This window comes from Carboxylicivirga mesophila (assembly GCF_018271975.1).
GTDB lineage: Bacteria > Bacteroidota > Bacteroidia > Bacteroidales > Marinilabiliaceae > Carboxylicivirga > Carboxylicivirga mesophila.
In genome coordinates, this window is record NZ_JAGUCN010000002.1 from 395,738 (window position 1) to 415,366 (window position 19,629).

The window sequence follows — 19,629 nt, forward strand, 5'->3', positions numbered from 1 at the left end:
TTCTGTTATCTCTTCTAATAGTGAAGAGTATATTTTATTATCGTCAAATTACGATTTTTTCCTATTTATGTCATTTATCATTTAAAATTTCACTCATTGTTTGAATAACGTGAGTTTCGTCATTTTTTATCTACCAAAGTGTTCCAAAATTTACAATCCTGAATTCAAGAATTACTCCCTGGGAAACAAAATATTGCTATTGACATTTTGTCGGTATTACGCAGCTATTGTCTGTTTGTTCCGATAAAGGCAATTTTTTTTATAACTAACTAAAAGGAAATCTACGATGATGAATAAATTAATTGCAAGAACGCTTCCGTATTTCCCGAAGAAATTTGTGTGGATTTTTTCGCGAAAATATATTGCGGGAGAGACGATCGATGAAGCTATTCTGGCTTCCAGGCAATTGAATGAAAAGGGCATGCTGGTTACTGTTGACCTTCTGGGAGAGTTTATCACAAATTTGGAGCAGGCAAAAAGTAATAAAGACGAATATTTAGCAATCATAGAGCGCTTCGAAGCTGAAAAAATCAAGGGAAACTACTCCTTGAAGCCAACCAGTTTCGGTCTGTTACTAGATGCAGAGGTGTGTTATGAATACGTTAGGGAGATTGTTGCAAAGGCGGCTGAATACAACAATTTTGTGCGCATCGATATGGAAGATTCAAAGTGTGTGGATCTGGAGATTGATATGTTTCGTCGCATAAAGGCTGAATTTCCAAAGCATGTGGGATTGGTATTTCAGGCTTATTTAAAGCGTACGATGCCTGACCTGGAGGCCTTAATGGATATTCATAGCGAAGAGAATCCGATTAATTACCGTTTGTGTAAAGGTATTTATGTAGAACCTAAAGAGATAGCCTACAAAGACTATCATGAGGTTAACGAACATTATCTAAAGGACCTGGAATACCTGTTAAAAAACAAGGTATATGTAGGGATTGCTACTCATGATAGAAAACTGGTAGAGGGCGCGATTAAAATCATTGAAGAAAATAATATTCCTGGAGAACATTTTGAGTTTCAGATGCTTTATGGCGTAACACCTGAATTGCGTAAAGAGATATTAAGTAAAGGTTATAAGATGCGTGTATATGTGCCTTATGGCAAAGATTGGTTTGGCTATAGTACCCGCCGCTTGAAAGAAAATCCTAAAATGGCCTCACATATTATTAAGTCTTTATTTATTAAAGGCTAAGCGTGCAATTTAATTATTTGAGTGTGGCATTTCATCAATATGGTGAGATGCCATTTTTTTAATAGCACAATGGGGTTATTGCCTGAATATGCTTAGATGCTTATAAAAAAGGGTTTGAAATAATCCACGGCTTAGCATAAACGCATTCATTGATAGCCAGAGGGCATGGTTGCCGATTGATTCCTTCAACACGGTAAAAAGCAGGAAGAACATAACTGTTGCTAATAGCATAGTGTTACGCATGAGGCGTGAAGCCGTAGCACCAATATAAATACCATCCCAGATGAATGATGAAAATCCGGTTAAGGGCAACAGCATTAGCCAAGGCAGATAATCAGATGCCGTGGAAATAACTTCTTGCTGATTGGTAAACAGCAGTAGCAGATAATGACCGCCTAAAGCGTATAGTAACAAAAAGATAAAGGCAAAGGCAAAGCCCCAACCAAAGAGGTAACGCACAGCTTGCTTTACTTCAGTTATGCTGCGTCCTCCTGTAAACTTACCGACAAGAGCCTCCGCTGCGTAGGCAAAACCATCAAGAAAATAGGAGAACAAAAATAGAAATTGAAGCAAGGCACTGTTGGCAGCCAATATAAGGTCACCATTTCCGGCCGATTTGGAAGTGAAAAAGGTAAAAACAATAATGATACAAAGGGTGCGCAGGAATATGTCACCGCTAACATTTAAGAACCCAGACATGCCTTTTTTATCTATTAATTCATGCCAGTCAAATTCCTTAAGGATATAGGTGTATTTTTTTAAGAACAGGATGATGGACAGTATAAAACCAACCACATTGGCTACTACAGAGCCCAGGGCCACGCCCTCCACTTTCATGTTCAGTACTTTTACAAAGAAAAAGGATGAGGCAATGTTGACAACATTAATGGTGATGGAGATAATCATTGGGTAAATGGCGTTTTGCATACCTAAAAACCATCCGTTAATCACCATTAAGGAGATAGCAAGCGGAGCAGCCCAAATGCGCACATAAAAATAGTCACTGGCCAATTGCTTAACTTCACCACTGCCCTCCAGTATTTTCAGGCTGATGCCGACAACTCCTTTCTGAAGCAAGAGTAACAGCACGCCTGCCGAAAGTGAGAGCAATAATCCTCTGAAGAGCATCATGGCCATTTCGCGTTTATTATTTCTGCCGAAAGCTTGTGCTGCCATGCCGCTTAAGCTCATGCGCAGGAATGCAAAGCCCCAATATACAAAGTTGAATATGACACCGCCGAGTGCTACAGCTCCCATAAAAACCGATGAATCCTGGTAGCCCATCAAATGCATGTCAACCATGCCCAATAGGGGGACAGTCAGATTCGTCAGAATGTTGGGGATGGCGAGCTTCAGTATGTCTTTATTCATAATGTGTGATATTGGCCTACGAAGATAACTTTATTTGAATAACTGACCGAATGTTCTGTAAGTTGCTAGTAAACAAGGATTAGGTGGTTGTCTTTGAAATAAAAGATAAAATAGTCTTTATTTTATTTGGACTAATTCCAAATAGTTTTTAGTTTTGAATCGTTATTCTAATTTTAAACCTAATAATAACAACAATATGGCTTTTGAATTACCAAAACTAGAATATGCCTACGATGCATTAGAACCACATATTGATGCACGTACAATGGAAATACACCACACAAAGCACCATGCTGCGTATACTAACAACCTGAATGGAGCGGTGGCAGGAACTGAACTGGAAGGACAGTCAATTGAAGATTTGCTGGCCAACATTTCAAAGCATTCAGTAGCTGTGCGCAATAATGGAGGCGGATTTTTTAATCACAATTTATTCTGGACTGTAATGTCGCCCAATGGCGGTGGCGAACCAACTGGTGAGTTGGCTGCGGCTATCACCAAAGACTTTGGCTCAATTGATGCCTTTAAAGAGGCTTTCAATAAAGCTGCAGCTACACGTTTTGGCTCAGGCTGGGCATGGTTGGTTAAGCAGGCCGATGGTAAGCTGGTGGTGAGTTCAACCGCTAATCAGGATAATCCATTAATGGATATTGCTGATGTTAAAGGTACACCAATCCTTGGATTGGATGTGTGGGAGCATGCTTATTACTTACACTATCAAAATAGACGTCCTGATTATATTGGTGCGTTCTGGAACGTTATCAATTGGGACGAAGTAACGAGACGTTTTAAAGTTTAGTTTGTTCATTTTGTCTGGGAAAAAGGGAATTCAAACGTGAATTCCCTTTTTATTTTTTTAAGGTTTTTGAAAACATAAAAAATGTAAGTTTGTTTAATCCCAAGACAAATATCTAAAACGAACAAATATGAACTTTGAATTACCAAAATTACCGTATGCGCTGGATGCGCTAGAGCCAGTTATCTCAAAGCAAACCATGGAATTTCACTATGGTAAGCACCACCAGGCTTATGTCAATAACCTGAATAACCTGGTTAAAGGCACTGAATTTGAAAATGCCGATCTGGAAACCATTGTTAAAAAGTCGGAAGGTGGCATCTTTAACAACGGTGCACAGGTTTGGAACCACACTTTCTATTTTATGTCGTTTAAACCTAATGGAGGCGGAGCGCCAAGTGGGGCTTTAGCTGAAGCCATCAATGCTTCATTCGGTTCTTTCGATAAGTTTAAAGAAGAGTTTTCGGCTGCTGCAGCTACTCTGTTTGGATCGGGTTGGGCCTGGTTAGTTAAAAAGGCAGATGGCTCATTGGCAATCGTAAAAGAGAGCAATGCCGGTAATCCAATGCGCGATGGACTAACGCCCATTTTAACTTGCGATGTATGGGAGCATGCCTATTACCTTGATAAGCAAAACCTGCGTCCAAAATACATCGAGGAGTTCTTTAGTATATTGGATTGGGACGTTATTTCAGCCAGGTATTAGTATTAGGAAATTATCTTACTTTTTAGCGAGACTTGATAACATTTTTTGTATATTAAGTCTCGCTTTTTTTACCCGTAAACAATAACTAAAAAACGTTTTTATGCTGAAAGATTTAATTCTTAAAAACCGCAGTTACAGGCGCTTTTATCAGGATGAACCAGTGGAGGTGGAAACCTTGCGTGAGCTGGTTGATCTGGCTCGTTTATCGCCATCGGCCCGTAATGCACAGCCCTTAAAATATTTCTTAGCCAATTCACCGGAAATAAACGATAAAATATTTCCACACCTGTCATGGGCAGGCTATTTGAAAGATTGGGCAGGACCCGAGAAGGGCGAACAGCCTTCGGCCTACATTGTGGTGTTAAACGATACTGATATTTCGGCCAACTACTTTTGTGATGATGGCATTGCTACCCAAAGCATTTTGTTGGGAGCTGTAGAAAAAGGATTGGGTGGTTGTATAGTGGGTTCGTTAAACCGATTACAATTGCACAGAGAGCTTCGCTTGTCGGATAATCTTAAAATTGTGCACATCATTGCCTTGGGTAAGCCAAAAGAAGAAGTAAAGATAGAAGCCATGAAAGAGGAAAGTATCAAGTATTGGCGTGATGTGCAGCAGGTGCACCATGTACCTAAGCGCGAATTGAAAGACATTATTGTTTAAACTGTTTAGTGTATTATCAGAGGCCCGATGTTAAACCACATCGGGCCTCTTTATTTGTGTTTTGTCCAACCAAATGGCAGCTGGATTGTTACAATTAGTGAACATCTGTTTAAACCATAACTATTAAACTATGAAAGTTGGAACACTAATCACTCTACTCATTTTAATATCCAGCGGCCTTTGTGGACAAGTAACAAACAAGGATTCTATCCGGGTTACGGGCGTAGTACTTGAGAAAGATAGTCTGACAGTTTTGCCATACTCCCGTTTTAACCGGCAAACTATGGATTATGCATCAGATGAGAAAGGGCAGTTTTCGTTTTGGGCCCAGCAGGGTGATGTAGTCCGATTTTCTCACATGGGATTTAAGGATACCTACATTCAGATCAACGATTCATTAAATCAAAAAAATTACCTGTTAGGTGTATTTCTCTCGCGAGATACTATTGAGATTAGTGAGGTTATAGTTATGCCACGTTACGAGCGTCTGGCCCTGGAAGCCAAAACAATGCCGTTGGTAATAACACCAGATATGGCTCGTGCAACAAATAACGTGAGGAACTCTACAAGGCAGGCACTGACACAAACACCAATACGCATGGATGCCGAGATGAATCAAGAAATGGTGTTGCAGGAGAGGACCTGGAGTACTATCTATAAAACGCAGATACCACCTAGTCAAACAATAGGTGTTACTTCTGATAACATGGCATTGATGCGATTCTTTGAGCCTAAGAATAAACAGAAATTGATGGAAACTGTTCCAGCGGCTTTGTCGCGAAACGAGTTGGAATTAATATTACGGATCTATGAACAACGGACTCAAAAGGGCTTACCAGTTCCTTAAAGAAAAGGGTTAAAGATATAAATCAGATAAATATCAGTTATAAATTAAAAGAAAATAGGCACTTTTGCAGCTTGCAAAATTTGTTCTGTCAAAAAAAGCACAATGGAATTTACTTTAAACGGAGATAAGGGATATTCAAAGGTGGAGTCATACAACGATGAAACAACCAATGAATTATCGAATCACTATCATAAAATACTTGAATCGTTAGGTGAGGACCCTTCGCGTGAGGGGCTGGAGAAAACACCATTAAGGGTGGCCAAAGCCATGCAGTTTTTAACGCAGGGCTACCATATGGATCCAGAGGAAATAATTAAATCAGCCATGTTTCGCGAAGATTATCAGCAGATGGTTGTGGTGAAAGATATTGAGCTGTATTCGATGTGCGAACACCATATGTTGCCATTTTTCGGTAAAGCGCATGTGGCCTATATTCCACGACACCATATTACCGGATTAAGTAAACTGGCCCGTGTAGTAGAAGCTTTTGCCCGTCGACTGCAGGTGCAGGAACGATTGACAACGCAAATTAAGGAGTGTATTCAGAATACGCTTAATCCGCTTGGTGTGGCTGTTGTAATAGAAGCCCAGCACATGTGCATGCAAATGCGTGGGGTACAGAAGCAGCACTCGGTAACTACGACATCTGATTTCACGGGTGCTTTTCAGAAAAACCTGGCTACACGCGAGGAGTTTATGAAGATAATTAGTTCGAATTTACACTAGGAGTAATAATACAGAAAAGAAGCCCCGCTAACCTAATTAGCGGGGCTTTTGTTTTATTGTTAGTTTATTAAAAGAATAGTACAGCTCCAAGCTGTAAATATTCTGATTTTAGATCTGCTTCTGTTTGATTGACTAATCCCCAGGTATAGCGTGCTTCAACACCGAGCATTAAGAACTTAAATCCGACTCCAAGGTGAGCGCCTGCATCAAGGGTAGAAAAATCACCGACATCCGCACCAAACTCAGCAAAATCTGATGAGCCACCTAGCTTAACAGCGCCATTTACACCACCAAGGGCATACACTGGCCCAATCTTTAATTTTAGCGATAATGGCACGCTTAAATAATGAAGTTTCAGTTCAGCATCACCTGTTTTACCACCAACCTGAAAATATTCAATACCCGAATCCCATTTGAGCATGGGCACAATGTTGCTGCTGTTAAAATAGCCTACATAGAAGTTGTTGTATGGATCATCAAATGCTTCGTCACCATCTATTTTAAAGAAGCTGTTTTGGTAACCGGCCCGTATTCCTCTTCCGTCGGGTCCTTCTTCCGCCTTTACATTTGAACCAAGGCTTAGCATACCAATGGCCAGGAAAATAATAAGTATTCGTTTCATAGTTTATTAATTAAGTTGATTTGTTGTGCCACACAAATTACTTAATACAAACCAAAAAGTAAAGTTGAGTGGGGTTATGAGCTGATACCAATTACTAATAAAAATGCGGCTTTAAAAGTGAAGCGCATTAAAGCCGCTTTGATTATATATCGGCATTTACCAGTGTAATTCCTAAAAGTACACTAAAAACACATTCTAAAATACAATTGGTATAATAAGTGAATGAATGTATTGGAGATAATACAAACAAAAAAAGCCGGCCTTTAAAAAAGAACCGACTCTTATTATAGATTTAGGTATATTTTATGTGTATGGAACAGGGCTCTATATTCCGAATAGTTTAAAGCCAACGGCAAATGTTAAGACATCTGTCTTTTGACCAATTTTTAATTGTGCTAAATCAGAAATATCTGATAAGCCCCACTCATAGCGGACATCAGCTGTTAATCGCCAGAACTCAACACCACCTCCCGCTTGGAAAGTCCAGTTCGTGCTCTTAAATTCATCCCATTCCGGAAGATCGGTTGATGAACTTGCTATGAAAGAAGCAACTGGGCCAGCTACTCCATATATCTTGACGACTTTTAAATCAATTAGTTGCAGATTTGCTAAGATTGGAATATCCCAGGTGTGTAATGTATTTTCGCTGTCTGGGTATCTCACATCACCCTCTGCAATTGACATAGTGGATGATTTCTTTGCATAATACATTTCTGGTTGAAGAGAAAAGGATTCTGTCAATCGAAGTTTTCCATATGCACCAAATAAGAAACCATTATTGGCTTCATTTTTAATCTCTACATTCTCCGGAATATCACTCAGCTTAATTTTTGTCGTGTTAAAACCGGTTTTCAATCCAATTGCAAATCGATCTTGTGCTGATGCCATGCCCACTATAGCTAGCAGAGTAAGCATTAATACTGCCTTTTTCATTCTATTAGGTTTTAATGATTTTTAGTTAGTGTCAAGTATATGACACCTGCCATGGCAAATACACTTATAAAAAATCTTTGTAAGGATTTGGATGTTGCTTCGTCTAAGTGTGTAAATAGTCTTTAATCAAATATTTATACCATGAAGAAAGGTATTGCATTATTTTTATTTTTTATTGGAAGTATCAATTGGATGACAGCTCAGGAGGGCATTCGGATTCATGAAGCAGCTCCCATGTTTAAGGCCATCGATCAGCATGGTGATACCATTGATTTAGCCGAAGAGCTGGCTGAAAATAAGGTGGTATTGCTGTTTTATAGAGGGCAGTGGTGTCCGTATTGCAACAGGCATATGTCTGCATTGCAAGATTCTATCCATTTGATTAATGCAAAAGGAGCCAGGGTAATAGCAGTAACACCTGAAAACCAGGAAGCCATTGAGGAGACCATGACAAAAACAGGTGCCAAATTTTCGATTATTTACGATAAGCATCATCAAATAATGGACGCCTGGGATGTGACATTTAATTTGAGCAAAAGTAAGCATGTCGCTTACCAGGCAGCTGGCATAAATATTAACCATGCAAGCGGCAATAACGACCGGGCTTTGCCAGTGCCAGCCACCTATATAATTTCAAGCGAAGGCATTGTAACTCACCGTCACTTCGATAAAAATTATAAACAGCGAATGAGTATTCAGGAGATACTGGATAATCTATAATGCATCAATCTGGTTGATAGGCTTTTTTATGTGTTTCTAGCACCAGGTAGTTGTTGTCATTAATCAAAAGGACAAGTGGATTGTTTTCACCTCCCTCATATCGGGTAGCTTTACGTATTAATGTAAGCACGTATAGCTCCCAGCTCGATTCGCAGCAGTGCGATGAGCAGTTGCTTTGTTTTATACTGAATGAACCCTCGATATTAGCATCATACTTTCCTTCGCATTGGCTGTTGCCAAAATAAAGCCTGAACTCACCTTGTTTAGGGAAATCAATAGAAATGGTTTGTTGCTCTTTGGGTCCCTTGAATGGGTAATCGGGTGCATTAATTGCTTCCAGCTGGTATTCCTTGTTAAAATAGTGTTTTTCGGTAATGTAGGTCGTTGGATCGCAATTACTCAATAGAATTATGCCGCAAATTGCAGCAAGGAATTGGGTTAATTTGGTTGGCATACTGGCTTTTTTATAGGTTAGGACAAAGGTAGTTAGATTGCTTGTTTTAAAAAAAATATATAGAATCTATTTGGGTTGAAATTGTAGCTTTATTTTGACTGTATCTTCCACCGGAAAACCTTTGTCGGTGGCAGGCAGCCATTTTGAAGCATTGCGTATTACACGAATAGTTTCAATACTGTAAGATTCACCCGGACTGCGTTTGATTTCAATATTTTTAATGTCGCCTCTTTGGTTGATGGTGATAAGCGCCACAACCTGTTCTTTTTTTCCAGTGCCATTAGCAGGGTAGCGCAGGTTCTTCTCCAGTTCAATGATGTATTCATCCAGACCTTTCTCGGGCCGGGCATCTATCTTTTCATCAATCTGACGTTTTTTATCTGCTCCATATGATAGTGTTACCACCTCACTTAAGGCATAATTTTGTTCTTCCAGTACAAAGTTAAGTGAGTCATTAACCAATAGGTCCGACTCTTGTGGGACAAAGCCTATGAAGTCAACCCGGATAGATTTGCTTGTGTCTTCGGCTGGGATAGCCATTTCATAACTGCCGTCGGTTTTGGCCACCGTTGCCAGGCTGGTGCCTTTAATATTGACACTGGCTCCCGGAACTGGTTGCTGGCTGCGATCAATAATCCGACCTCTCACAATCAACATATCACCACTGCTGCCACTGTCACTCAGGCCTTGCAGGCTGTTGCCTTCCAAGGTGCCGTAGTCAACGCTCATCACCTCTTTTTCTATCCGGCCAGCCTGTGATTTGCGCTTGGGTACTTCAATTTTAATGTCTTCTGCATCGGCCAGTTGAAATTCAGAGTGTGACTTAAGTGGTTCAGCAGGTTTGGCCGCCTTTGCTGCTGCAGCAACCGACACTTCCTCATCAGGTAGAGATTCTTCCGCATCGTCTTGCACCTCAATCATTGCTATTGGTTCGGCTGCTTGTTCGCTCGAAGTTATTTCAACCTCTGCTTCAGGTTTTAATAATTCAACAGACTCAGCTTTGGCCGCAACTGGGGCTTTGGGTAGCTCCATATGATCCGATACCCTTGGCAGTTGTTCGGGTTGGAGTAGCCATAAAACAGAAAGAAGGCCAATGGTAATCGCAATTGATGCCGCTGCATAAAAAGCAGGTTGTTGCCAGATGAATTTCCGTTTGGTAATTTTTGATTGAAGAGAACTTATGTCCTGACCGGCAGCTTCAGCACCAATGGATGATAAGCCTTCGAGTGCTTCATTTTCGAATGGGTCGTTGAGTAGCCGGCGCTCAAATTCGTGCGCTTCGCCGGGTTGCATTTCATTGTTCATGTAGCGTTGAAATGCATCCGCATCTGTGGTTGTATGTATCTTTCGTTTATTCACTGTATGACTCTATACACAACTTTAAATTTCGCTTCCCATTCTGGATGTAGCTCTTCACCTTTTTAATATCAATGTTTAAATTATCACTTATTTCCTGGTAGCACAACTCCTTAAAGTAGAACAGCTCAATACAGGCGCGCTGATGCTCCCTTAGCTTATTCAAACACGCTTGCAGACGTTTGTCCATTTCTTCGGGCTCCCAGTTATCACCATTAGGATGCATTAAAGCATCTGATTCCATAAAAGGAAGTTCACTTTTTTCAAAATCTTTTTGTTTGCGCAGCTGTGTTTGCTGACTTCGCAATTGCATCAGGCAATGGTTTTTAGTCACCACATACAGCCAGGGTTTAAAATTGTTAACCTCTTTGCTAAGCAGTTCTTTGCCCAGTTTTTCGTATAACTCCATCACAGCATCCTGCGCATCCTCCCTGTTCTTAAGGTATTTCAGGCACACGCCATAAACCAGGTGCATATAGCGCTCAAACAGCAATCCAAGTATATCAATATTACCGGTTTGCTGAAACTCGCTCAATAGCTGTTCATCGCTTTTCTCCTTGTTTTTAAACCACTTAATCGCCATATGTTACTCTGGTGAATTTAAAAGTAGAAAAAATATCAAAAACTTTTATGGAATCCATCGTAAAGCTGCATCCTAATGGCAAAACGTTTCATGTAAAACCTTAAGATTATGAAAAAGAAAGTTTTGTTTTTAGTCGCATTAGTAGCCATGCTAGGCATAGGCATACAAGCGCAAACACGAATGGTTACTGGTTTAATTACCGATGAAGCTGGAAGTCCATTGCCCGGCGTTTCGGTGGTGAGTAAAACTACATCAGAAGGGACAGTCTCCGATACGTATGGTAAATACGCGATTAAAGTATCAGGTGAGAAGGATATTCTTCGTTTTAATTTTATTGGCATGGTGCCGCAGGATATCAAGGTAGGGAAGCAAACCGTTATAAACGTTGTACTCAAAGCCGATGTATGTGAAGTGGAAGAAGTGATGGTGGTTGCTTATGGCTCAAGTCAGAAAAGGTCCTTAACAGGTGCAATAAGTGGCATCAAAATTAGAGGTGCAGGTCGAAAAGGTAAGCGACAGAAAGCCTTGCAATCGCAGCAGGCTTATTTTGTTATGAATGATTACGAAGCTGATTTTAATACCGAGAATTATGCCTCTATTAATGAGAACGGCTATAAGCAGGTGACACAGCAACCATTGTCAACTTTTTCGGTGGATGTCGACAGGGCCGCTTATACCAACGTACGACGTTTCTTAAACAGCGGGCAGATGCCGCCTCATGATGCGGTGCGTATTGAAGAGATGATCAACTATTTCGATTATGAGTATGAAGCTCCTGCAGATGATCAACCTTTTGCGGTTAAATCAGAACTGGCTGTTTGTCCCTGGAACACCGGGCATCATTTGCTGAAGATTGGTTTGAAAGGGCGTGAGATTGAAAAGGATAACCTGCCACCGTCCAACCTGGTGTTTCTAATCGATGTGTCGGGATCAATGAGTAGTAACAATAAGCTGCCACTGCTTAAGTCGTCGTTCCGCTTACTGGTGAATGAGCTAAGACCCGAAGACCATGTGGCCATTGTGGTGTATGCCGGAGCAGCCGGTGTGGTACTGGAGCCAGCATCGGGCAGGGATAAGAAAACGATTCTGGCTGCCCTTGATAAGCTGGAAGCAGGTGGATCAACAGCTGGTGGTGCCGGACTAAAACTGGCCTATAAGCTGGCGAAGGAGCATTACCAGGAACATGCCAATAACCGCATCATCCTGGCTACCGATGGCGATTTTAATGTGGGCGTTAGTTCCAATGCGGCCATGGAAGAGCTGGTGGAGAAGGAGCGTGACAGTGGCATCTTTATGACTGTATTGGGCTTTGGTATGGGTAACTATAAAGACGACCGCATGGAGATTATAGCCGATAAGGGAAATGGTAATTACGCCTATATCGACAATCTGCAGGAAGCACAAAAAACGCTGGTGAGTGAGTTCGGTGGCACCTTGTTTACCATTGCCAAAGATGTGAAGTTTCAGATAGAATTTAACCCGGCTAAGGTACTGGCCTATCGTTTGATTGGCTATGAGAACAGGCTGTTGAATGATGAGGATTTTAACGACGATACCAAGGATGCAGGTGAGATAGGAGCTGGACATACGGTTACTGCTTTGTATGAAATCATTCCCGTAGGGGCAAAGGATAGCAAAGAGTGGATTAAATCAGTGGATAAGCTGAAGTACCAAAAGCAGAAGGAGCCTGTAGTGACGGCTTCGGATGAGTGGTTAACTCTTAAACTGCGCTATAAGCAACCCAATGGAAGTAAAAGTCAGCTGATGGAACGACCAGTTAGCGGACCGGTTAAGCGCTTTGAAAAGGCGAGTGACGATTTTCGTTTTGCGGCAGCCGTGGCCGGTTTTGGTATGTTGCTTAGCGACTCGCAGTACAAAGGTGATTTAGACTACGAAACCATCAGGGCGATGGCGAAAGCGGCCCGGGGTGAAGATGAGCAGGGCTTTAAGGCAGAAATGATACGATTGGTAAAAACCGCCGAATCATTGGATGCCAACCTGGTTTATGCCGAATAGGATTCCAAAAGGAAGGTTCGCATTTTAATAAGAAGATAGGGCGAACCTTCTGTTTCATTTTATCTCAATAGCCTTCGTTAAAATTACTGACAGATGCAAATTCTCTACTTATGGCATTGTTTTCGTCATGGACATGGTATTGTCTTGTAGTAAATCAAGTCTGTTCAAATCTCAATCTGTTTAGAGGAGTCTCTGAATGATTGGTTTTAACCGGCAAATGAGTACTCTTCAAAGTCAATAGAGTTATCGCTACTTGCAGATGATTTCGTTACCATGTAGATGCGGTTCCGGCAAGTGTTAATAGAGTGTTCTTAAATGTCAGATGAGTAATATCGACTGTAGGATCAGTGTTTTCCAGTGCAAATAGGAATTGTTCAAATGTAAGCTGCCATTGCTTCAAAGTAGCTGTTGATTTATTAACTGTCAGCTGCAATTGTTTTACTGTAGATGTTGATTGTTGCAATGTAAGATGGCAATGCTTCAGTTCAGATATTGAATTCCCCACTGTAAGCTACAACTGTTTAACTATAGATAGTGATTGCTTAACTGTATGATGGTAATGATTCAGTTCAGCTGTTTATTTCCAGGCTAACAGACTCGCTTTTTTCAATGAACGTATGAAATTATACGCAATGACTCCATATTTCACAGTCTGACAATATACCTTAAGGGGTACTAACGCGTCTGAATAATCGCTATCGGCCATCAGCCAACAGCGATTAGCTTTTTATCCTTCTATAAAACTGATACCTGCCAAGGCAATGTCATCCCAGTAGTTGGGGTACGACTTGGTGACCACCATCGGATCGTTAATCACCAGGTTGACATACTTAAACGCAGCCGGAGCAAAGGCCATCGCCATGCGGTGATCCTTGTACGTGTCAATGGTAACAGCAGCTTCCTGTTCGATGGCTGCGCGTTCGCCATCCCACTTTAAATCATCAATATCGTTGCTGCTCAGCTGGTAGCCCAGCTTCTTTAGCTCATTAATCAGTGCGTTGATACGGTCGGTTTCTTTAATCTTCAGTGTTTGCAGGCCGGTAAAGTGGAAGGGGATATCCATCAGGCAGCAGGTCACCGCCAGTGTCTGGGCCAAATCGGGCTCATTGATAAAGTTGTAGTTAAAGCGCCCGGGCTTCTTACCGGTGTTCGTCAGTGTGGTGCCTTTCTGTGAGAATTTGGTTTTCACACCCAGCTTATCAAACATATGCTGCACCTGTGAATCACCTTGCAGGCTTATCTTTTTCAGTCCTTTAAGTGTGACTTCAATTGACGGATTAAGCGCCACCATCTCATACCAGTAGCTGGCGGCACTCCAGTCCGATTCTGCCGTCACTACCTTGGGCTGATAGGGTGCTTCAGGTACTGTGATGACATTGCCTTTCCAGTGGGAAGTAACACCAAAATCTTTCATCAGTGCCAGCGTCATCTCCAGATAGGGGCGCGAGATAATCTCGCCTGTCAGCGTCAGTTTAAGGCCATTTTCGATGGTTGGCGCAATCATTAACAGCGCCGAAATGTACTGACTACTCACATTGCCTGGCAACTCCAGTTCACCACCTTCCAGGTTGCTGCCAAAGATGCGCAATGGCGGGTAGCCCTCTTTCTCCATATACTCAATCTTAGCGCCCAGCTTGTTCAAAGCATCCACCAGCGTTTTAATGGGGCGTTGCTTCATGCGCTCTGAACCCGTCAGTGTCCATTCGCCCACTATCTTCGATAAAAAAGCCGTCAGAAATCGCATAGACGTACCGGCTGCTCCCACATCAAAGGTATTGGTATTGGAGTTGAGTACACCCAGCATCGCTTTAGTATCGTCACTGTCCGATAGGTTTTTGATTTCATACGGACTGTAACTTAAAGCATTGAGCAGCAACAGTCGGTTACTAATGCTTTTTGACGATGGTAACTGTACCTGGATGTTATCTGATGAAGTGGTAGTAGTAAGTTGATAGTGCATGGTAAAATGTGATTCTGAAGTTGGACAATGATTGGAGCAATAAAACTAGCTGATGTTGGTGTAAAAATGAAGGGCATCAAACACTTCATCTTTCGTTGCCTGACAGTTTATCTGAATCTTACCGATAGCTTCCAGCAAGGTGAAGTTAATCTGGTTCGATTCATTCTTCTTGTCGTGCGTCATCAACTGGTAGAGCTCTTCAAAATGTGCTTTGTCAAATTCAAAATGGCCAAATATCGCTTCCAGATGATTGGCAATTTCCATGACCAGTGGCATCGGAAAGCCCAATCGGATGTGCGAAAGGTATAGTTCACAAATCATTCCAAAGGCCACCGCATAGCCGTGCAGCACAGGTCGGTTTTCGTGCATCGCCAGGCTTTCAAAGGCATGCCCAAAGGTATGACCAAAATTCAGTGCCTTACGGATGTGATTCTCTAATGGGTCGTTCTGTACAAAATGGTCCTTAATACGTATCGAATCGGCTACCAACTCTTTCAGCAGCTTGTAGTCCGGGCTCTTAATGTCGTAGTTTTTCAGCTGCTCCCATTTGTCAGCCGAATAAATAAAGGCATGCTTCAGCATCTCGGCAAAGCCCGAGATAATATTCTCACCGTCCAGCGTGTCCAGAAAACTGGTTTCGATCAAAACGGCAGTGGCCTGATTAAAAACACCTACTTCGTTTTTAAACCCTTCAAAGTTAATGCCTGTTTTGCCACCAATAGAAGCATCTACCTGTGCCAGCAATGTGGTAGGGATGTTAATGAACTGAATGCCCCGCTTGAAGGTTGAAGCAGCAAATCCACCCAAGTCGCACGGCATGCCGCCTCCCAGAGTAATCAGCAAGGATTTACGGTCGGCGCCTCCATGGCTCAGCAGGTGCCATACTTTAGACAGTGATTCAATGCCTTTATTATGGTCGCCCGATGGGATAATCACTGTTCTGTCAGCCGACAGCCCTATGGCATCTTTTATCTTGGGATAGCACAATTCATAGGCTGTTTCATCTGATAATAAAAAGACTTTATCGTGCTGAAAGTTGTTGATGAAATACTCGATGTCCTTCTTCAGATCTTCAACAATAAATACATTCGACTCTTTCGATAATAGCGGATACATTTTTTATGTAATAACGATGAAACAAGCTAACTATACATCATGCCAAAGGACCGCATCAAATTGCTTAGCAGCTATTGCCATGATGCCTGCAAAAATAGTTATTTTTAGCAATTGGATTAATGTTTTTACTTTTCTTTGGGAAAAAGTAACGGTTTGTAATATTTAAAACCTGATAAATATCACATTGAAAGCATTTGGCCCAATGAATCATTTTAATCGCGATATATGACCATCAAATTTGACAATAAAGACAGAGCTAAGAAAGTCAGTAATGTTTTACGCATTATTGTGATGCTGGCCATTGTGCCCATAGGTATTAACTATCTGTGGATTGAAACCACCGATAAGATGGTGGAAATGTTTATGTGGCTGTTTCTGATCGTTATAATAGCCTTGTATTATACAGGCGGCTTCTGTTATGTTGAGGTAGATGCATCACCTGCTAAACTGGATGTAAAGTATTACAACCTGTTTCCGTTTTGGCGTGAATATAAGCGCATTGTTATTCCGGTGGAGCGTATCAAGTATGTTAAAGTCAGAAAGGGATTAGGCAGATTCGGCGCTGGTTTGTTAATTTGCGGTCGAATAAAGGGACGATTGGCCATGTTTCCATCCGTTGGATTAAGTGCCTGTAGTCAAAAGCAAATAGAGGAATTGAAAGTGTATGCAGCATCGTTTTCGAATAAATAGCTATTGGGATATTAAGGGGAGAGCCATTGTGTTATCAGTGGTTTTACTCACTGTTGCGCAAGGTCTAATGGGGCAGTTCAGTAATAAGGACTGGTACATCAGCCCTAAAATATCATTTGCCGATTATAGCAACCGACATGATTGGGACGGTTATAGTATTCAAAAGGTGCCGCCCATCTCATTAGCCGTCGAGAAAGGTCTGACCGATTACCTGAGTGCTGGCGCACTGATGGGCTTTAGCCGCGATAAGTATAAAAACGATACATTAGCCACCAATGTGCATCGCTACTCCGAATTTGCTTTTGGAGGTGTGGCCAACGTGCATTTTGCCGGTTGGATAGAGAAATGGACTAACTATAAAGTATTTTTGGGTGATTGGGATTTTTATGCCGGCCTTAGTTTGTTAATGAAGTGGAATAATGCCCGGGAAGATGATGTCTGGAATGAAGAGACTCAGCAGTTGGTGAGTTCTAAAACAGCAAACTTTAATTTTAGTGTTAGTCCATTAGTTGGTGTTCGATACTTTGTTAATGATAACTTTTGTATGCTGCTCGAGGTAGGTCCGGGTAATATGGGCTTTGTTACCACCGGTATTACCTTTCGTATTCCTTCTCAATACTATTGAGTTAGCTAGTGCCAGGTGCATAGTGCCTGGTGCGCAGTACTCATTGCTTACCGCTCACCTCTTTATCTTATGTCTTAAATCAAGATACTTCTGAATAGGCTTTCTCATAGATAGTTGCAGGTGGTTGAAAGCTTTAATTGAACGGCATCGAATATGTTCAACAATAGCTCCTGAAAGCTTGACAATAGAACAGTGCGGTCGTATTATTACGCCAAACTATTTTGTTATGAAAAGGATACTATTTACCGGATTTGCACTGTTGATTGTATTAGGTATAACAGCGCAGGAGCCATTTAAGGTTCATAAGCCATTTATTGAACAGAAGCTTGGTAATATGATTGGGCAATGGGAATATATGGCCATCGTTTCTATCAGTTATGCCAAAGCTGAAGGAAAAACCGCCAATGAGTTTGGGCATTATGTTGGCGAACAGTTTAAGACCTCCTGGGATAAAGAAAAGGGATTTAAAGGATTAGTAAATGGAATGCTCTGGAATTTATCTTGTTTCTCACTGGAACCTGAAATGGAAATAGTTAGCCAGACAGCAGATAAAGTAGAAATGAAGTGTAAGAAGTTCGCTCCATATCTGGAGAAGAATCAACCTGTTTTTGATGTTAGCTACCAGGAGTTTATGGATTTTATGGATGCTTTGATGGCACCAATTGCTGAGTATTTAGGGTGTTCTCATGAATTAAGGACTGATGAAAAGTGGGTGTATATTATTGTACAAAAGAATTAGGGCAATGAACGCTTCTGCTTAAGTTATAGCACTGTTTGATAAATCTGGCAGTGCTTTCTTATTTTAATTGGCTATTAATGAGGACTAAACACAATACACACATTATTAGTTTTAATGCTTTAAGCGCATACCTCTCGTCACTAGCTTCTCATCTCTTATATCTTTTATCAGATGTTATTCGTCTTTTGTCTAAAGACACGAACGTACGCAAAACATAATTTATTAAAGTTAAGGCTTGTTTCAATCAAAATAATTTCTACTTTAGTAGTTGATAATCAAACCTTAATTTGTCAGAGCGCTTAAAATATCAACTTGGCATTAGTCTGATCAAGGGCATCGGTCCTAAACTGGCCCGTAACCTTATCGCCTATATTGGCGACGAGCAAGCCGTTTTCTCCCAAAGTTTAAGAGCATTGACTGCTATACCTGGCATAGGTTCAGGGCTGGCACAGGCCATTAAATCTGCTGATGTGCTGCCGCGGGCTGAGCAGGAGCTGGAGTTTATTCATAAGCACAATATCAAAGTGCTTTATTTCACAGATGATGATTATCCAGCACGCCTTTCTCATTGTGATGATGCACCAATAGCGTTATATAGCAAAGGGGTTACCCAGTTGAACCAACAGAAAATGATTGGAATAGTTGGAACCCGCATGGCCTCTGATGATGGCCGGGTGAATTGTGAGCGTTTGGTGGAGGAGCTGGCGCAGCGACATCCGGGTACTGTTATTGTAAGCGGCTTAGCCTATGGGATTGATGTTTGCGCGCATAAAGCAGCCCTTAAGTATGGTTTACCTACATATGGCGTTTTGGCGCATGGTCTTGATCGCATTTATCCATCGGTGCACCGCAATGTGGCCAGGCAAATGTTGGAAGAAGGTGGTTTGATAACCGAATTTATGTCAGATACAAAACCTGACAGACCTAATTTTGTGAGACGAAACCGCATTGTGGCAGGAATGGTGGATGCATTGGTAATGGTGGAGTCGGCCATAAAGGGAGGTGCTATAATTACGGCGCGTATTGCACAGTCATACAATCGTGATGTATTGGCTTTTCCTGGCAAACCTGGAGATGAATTGGCCAAGGGTGGCAATTACCTGATTAAAAAAAATATTGCTGCATTAATTGAGAATGTTGAAGATTTGGAATATGCGCTTGGGTGGGAAGGTGCTGAAGGAAGTCAGTCCGTTCAAGCTTCACTTTTTCAGTCATTTAATACCAAAGAAGAGGAACAGTTGTACCATGTATTATTGGAGAATAAAGAACTGACAGCTAACGAGCTGTGTGTGAAAAGTGGACTACCTGTAAGTAAAGTCAGTGCTTCGATGTTATCATTGGAGTTTGCAGGGCTTGTAAAATGCTTACCAGGAAATGCATTTAGGCTATTTAAGTAAATTAAGCAATCTAATTACTAAAACTATTGAAACATTTCGCGCAAAAAGTCAGCGTTTCAACAAACAAAAATGACTATTTTGCGTACAGTTTTTTTAAGACTAGAAGTATA

The 19,629-nt window shown here is 41.4% G+C and carries 21 protein-coding genes; 12 read left to right on the forward strand and 9 right to left on the reverse strand.

Going from position 1 to position 19,629, the window contains the following annotated elements; genetic code table 11:
• The first annotated feature begins 286 nt into the window (after nt 1-286).
• Nucleotides 287-1,198: a proline dehydrogenase family protein gene (locus KEM09_RS03595; RefSeq protein WP_212225670.1), complete on the forward strand. Its 912-nt coding sequence runs from the start codon at nt 287-289 to the stop codon at nt 1,196-1,198.
• A 75-nt stretch (nt 1,199-1,273) separates the two neighbouring features.
• Here the strand turns inward: KEM09_RS03595 and KEM09_RS03600 are convergent, their stop codons facing one another.
• The gene (locus tag KEM09_RS03600) at nt 1,274-2,569 is read right to left on the reverse strand and encodes an MATE family efflux transporter (protein WP_212225672.1); all 1,296 of its coding nucleotides are present in this window, start codon (nt 2,567-2,569) and stop codon (nt 1,274-1,276) included.
• A 196-nt stretch (nt 2,570-2,765) separates the two neighbouring features.
• Here KEM09_RS03600 and KEM09_RS03605 point away from each other — a divergent pair, with 196 nt between their 5' ends.
• From KEM09_RS03605 to folE, 5 genes are all read left to right on the forward strand, one after another.
• The gene (locus KEM09_RS03605; protein WP_212225674.1) at nt 2,766-3,368 is read left to right on the forward strand and encodes a superoxide dismutase; all 603 of its coding nucleotides are present in this window, start codon (nt 2,766-2,768) and stop codon (nt 3,366-3,368) included.
• A 127-nt stretch (nt 3,369-3,495) separates the two neighbouring features.
• Nucleotides 3,496-4,071, forward strand: a complete 576-nt coding sequence (locus KEM09_RS03610) for a superoxide dismutase (RefSeq protein WP_212192570.1) — start codon at nt 3,496-3,498, stop codon at nt 4,069-4,071.
• A gap of 100 nt (nt 4,072-4,171) precedes the next feature.
• Nucleotides 4,172-4,735 carry a nitroreductase family protein gene (locus KEM09_RS03615; protein WP_212225675.1) on the forward strand — a complete coding sequence of 188 codons (564 nt, stop codon included), beginning with the start codon at nt 4,172-4,174 and terminating at the stop codon, nt 4,733-4,735.
• Between the two features lie 130 nt (nt 4,736-4,865).
• Complete coding sequence (locus KEM09_RS03620) at nt 4,866-5,582, forward strand: peptidase associated/transthyretin-like domain-containing protein (protein WP_212225676.1); 717 nt, start codon at nt 4,866-4,868, stop codon at nt 5,580-5,582.
• Nucleotides 5,583-5,684: 102 nt separating this feature from the next.
• A complete protein-coding gene (gene folE, locus KEM09_RS03625; RefSeq protein ID WP_212192573.1) occupies nt 5,685-6,308 on the forward strand; it encodes a GTP cyclohydrolase I FolE in 624 nt (207 codons plus the stop codon).
• A 67-nt stretch (nt 6,309-6,375) separates the two neighbouring features.
• Here the strand turns inward: folE and KEM09_RS03630 are convergent, their stop codons facing one another.
• Together KEM09_RS03630 and KEM09_RS03635 are read right to left on the reverse strand one after the other, a co-directional pair.
• Nucleotides 6,376-6,930, reverse strand: a complete 555-nt coding sequence (locus KEM09_RS03630) for an outer membrane beta-barrel protein (protein ID WP_212225677.1) — start codon at nt 6,928-6,930, stop codon at nt 6,376-6,378.
• Nucleotides 6,931-7,254: 324 nt separating this feature from the next.
• Nucleotides 7,255-7,863 carry a porin family protein gene (locus tag KEM09_RS03635; protein WP_212225678.1) on the reverse strand — a complete coding sequence of 203 codons (609 nt, stop codon included), beginning with the start codon at nt 7,861-7,863 and terminating at the stop codon, nt 7,255-7,257.
• 141 nt (nt 7,864-8,004) lie between these two features.
• On the opposite strand from KEM09_RS03635, the gene KEM09_RS03640 reads away from it, so the two are divergent.
• Nucleotides 8,005-8,583 carry a peroxiredoxin-like family protein gene (locus KEM09_RS03640; RefSeq protein WP_212225680.1) on the forward strand — a complete coding sequence of 193 codons (579 nt, stop codon included), beginning with the start codon at nt 8,005-8,007 and terminating at the stop codon, nt 8,581-8,583.
• Nucleotides 8,584-8,587: 4 nt separating this feature from the next.
• Here the strand turns inward: KEM09_RS03640 and KEM09_RS03645 are convergent, their stop codons facing one another.
• The 3 genes from KEM09_RS03645 to KEM09_RS03655 all read right to left on the reverse strand — a co-directional run bounded on the left by KEM09_RS03645 (nt 8,588) and on the right by KEM09_RS03655 (nt 10,976).
• Nucleotides 8,588-9,037, reverse strand: a complete 450-nt coding sequence (locus KEM09_RS03645; RefSeq protein ID WP_212225682.1) for a hypothetical protein — start codon at nt 9,035-9,037, stop codon at nt 8,588-8,590.
• A gap of 66 nt (nt 9,038-9,103) precedes the next feature.
• Nucleotides 9,104-10,396: an energy transducer TonB gene (locus KEM09_RS22070; RefSeq protein WP_212225684.1), complete on the reverse strand. Its 1,293-nt coding sequence runs from the start codon at nt 10,394-10,396 to the stop codon at nt 9,104-9,106.
• Nucleotides 10,389-10,976 (reverse strand): RNA polymerase sigma factor, encoded by a 588-nt coding sequence (locus KEM09_RS03655; RefSeq protein WP_212225685.1) that lies wholly within the window; start codon nt 10,974-10,976, stop codon nt 10,389-10,391. The genes KEM09_RS22070 and KEM09_RS03655 overlap by 8 nt, the downstream gene beginning before the upstream one ends.
• 108 nt (nt 10,977-11,084) lie before the next feature.
• Here KEM09_RS03655 and KEM09_RS03660 point away from each other — a divergent pair, with 108 nt between their 5' ends.
• Nucleotides 11,085-12,992, forward strand: a complete 1,908-nt coding sequence (locus KEM09_RS03660; RefSeq protein ID WP_212225686.1) for a vWA domain-containing protein — start codon at nt 11,085-11,087, stop codon at nt 12,990-12,992.
• Between the two features lie 268 nt (nt 12,993-13,260).
• Here KEM09_RS03660 and KEM09_RS03665 read toward each other — a convergent pair whose 3' ends face one another.
• The 3 genes from KEM09_RS03665 to aroB form a co-directional block, all read right to left on the reverse strand.
• Nucleotides 13,261-13,497 carry a hypothetical protein gene (locus KEM09_RS03665; protein WP_212225688.1) on the reverse strand — a complete coding sequence of 79 codons (237 nt, stop codon included), beginning with the start codon at nt 13,495-13,497 and terminating at the stop codon, nt 13,261-13,263.
• 222 nt (nt 13,498-13,719) lie between these two features.
• Nucleotides 13,720-14,952, reverse strand: a complete 1,233-nt coding sequence (gene aroA / locus KEM09_RS03670; RefSeq protein ID WP_212225689.1) for a 3-phosphoshikimate 1-carboxyvinyltransferase — start codon at nt 14,950-14,952, stop codon at nt 13,720-13,722.
• Between the two features lie 45 nt (nt 14,953-14,997).
• Nucleotides 14,998-16,068 carry a 3-dehydroquinate synthase gene (aroB, locus tag KEM09_RS03675; RefSeq protein ID WP_212225693.1) on the reverse strand — a complete coding sequence of 357 codons (1,071 nt, stop codon included), beginning with the start codon at nt 16,066-16,068 and terminating at the stop codon, nt 14,998-15,000.
• Nucleotides 16,069-16,293: 225 nt separating this feature from the next.
• Here aroB and KEM09_RS03680 point away from each other — a divergent pair, with 225 nt between their 5' ends.
• From KEM09_RS03680 to dprA, 4 genes are all read left to right on the forward strand, one after another.
• Nucleotides 16,294-16,758, forward strand: a complete 465-nt coding sequence (locus tag KEM09_RS03680) for a hypothetical protein (protein ID WP_212225694.1) — start codon at nt 16,294-16,296, stop codon at nt 16,756-16,758.
• Nucleotides 16,733-17,383: a hypothetical protein gene (locus KEM09_RS03685; protein ID WP_212225695.1), complete on the forward strand. Its 651-nt coding sequence runs from the start codon at nt 16,733-16,735 to the stop codon at nt 17,381-17,383. The genes KEM09_RS03680 and KEM09_RS03685 overlap by 26 nt, the downstream gene beginning before the upstream one ends.
• A 226-nt stretch (nt 17,384-17,609) precedes the next feature.
• Nucleotides 17,610-18,122, forward strand: coding sequence for a hypothetical protein (locus KEM09_RS03690; RefSeq protein WP_212225696.1), 513 nt, complete (start codon nt 17,610-17,612; stop codon nt 18,120-18,122).
• Between the two features lie 287 nt (nt 18,123-18,409).
• Nucleotides 18,410-19,519, forward strand: coding sequence for a DNA-processing protein DprA (gene dprA / locus KEM09_RS03695; RefSeq protein WP_212225697.1), 1,110 nt, complete (start codon nt 18,410-18,412; stop codon nt 19,517-19,519).
• Nucleotides 19,520-19,629: the final 110 nt, after the last annotated feature.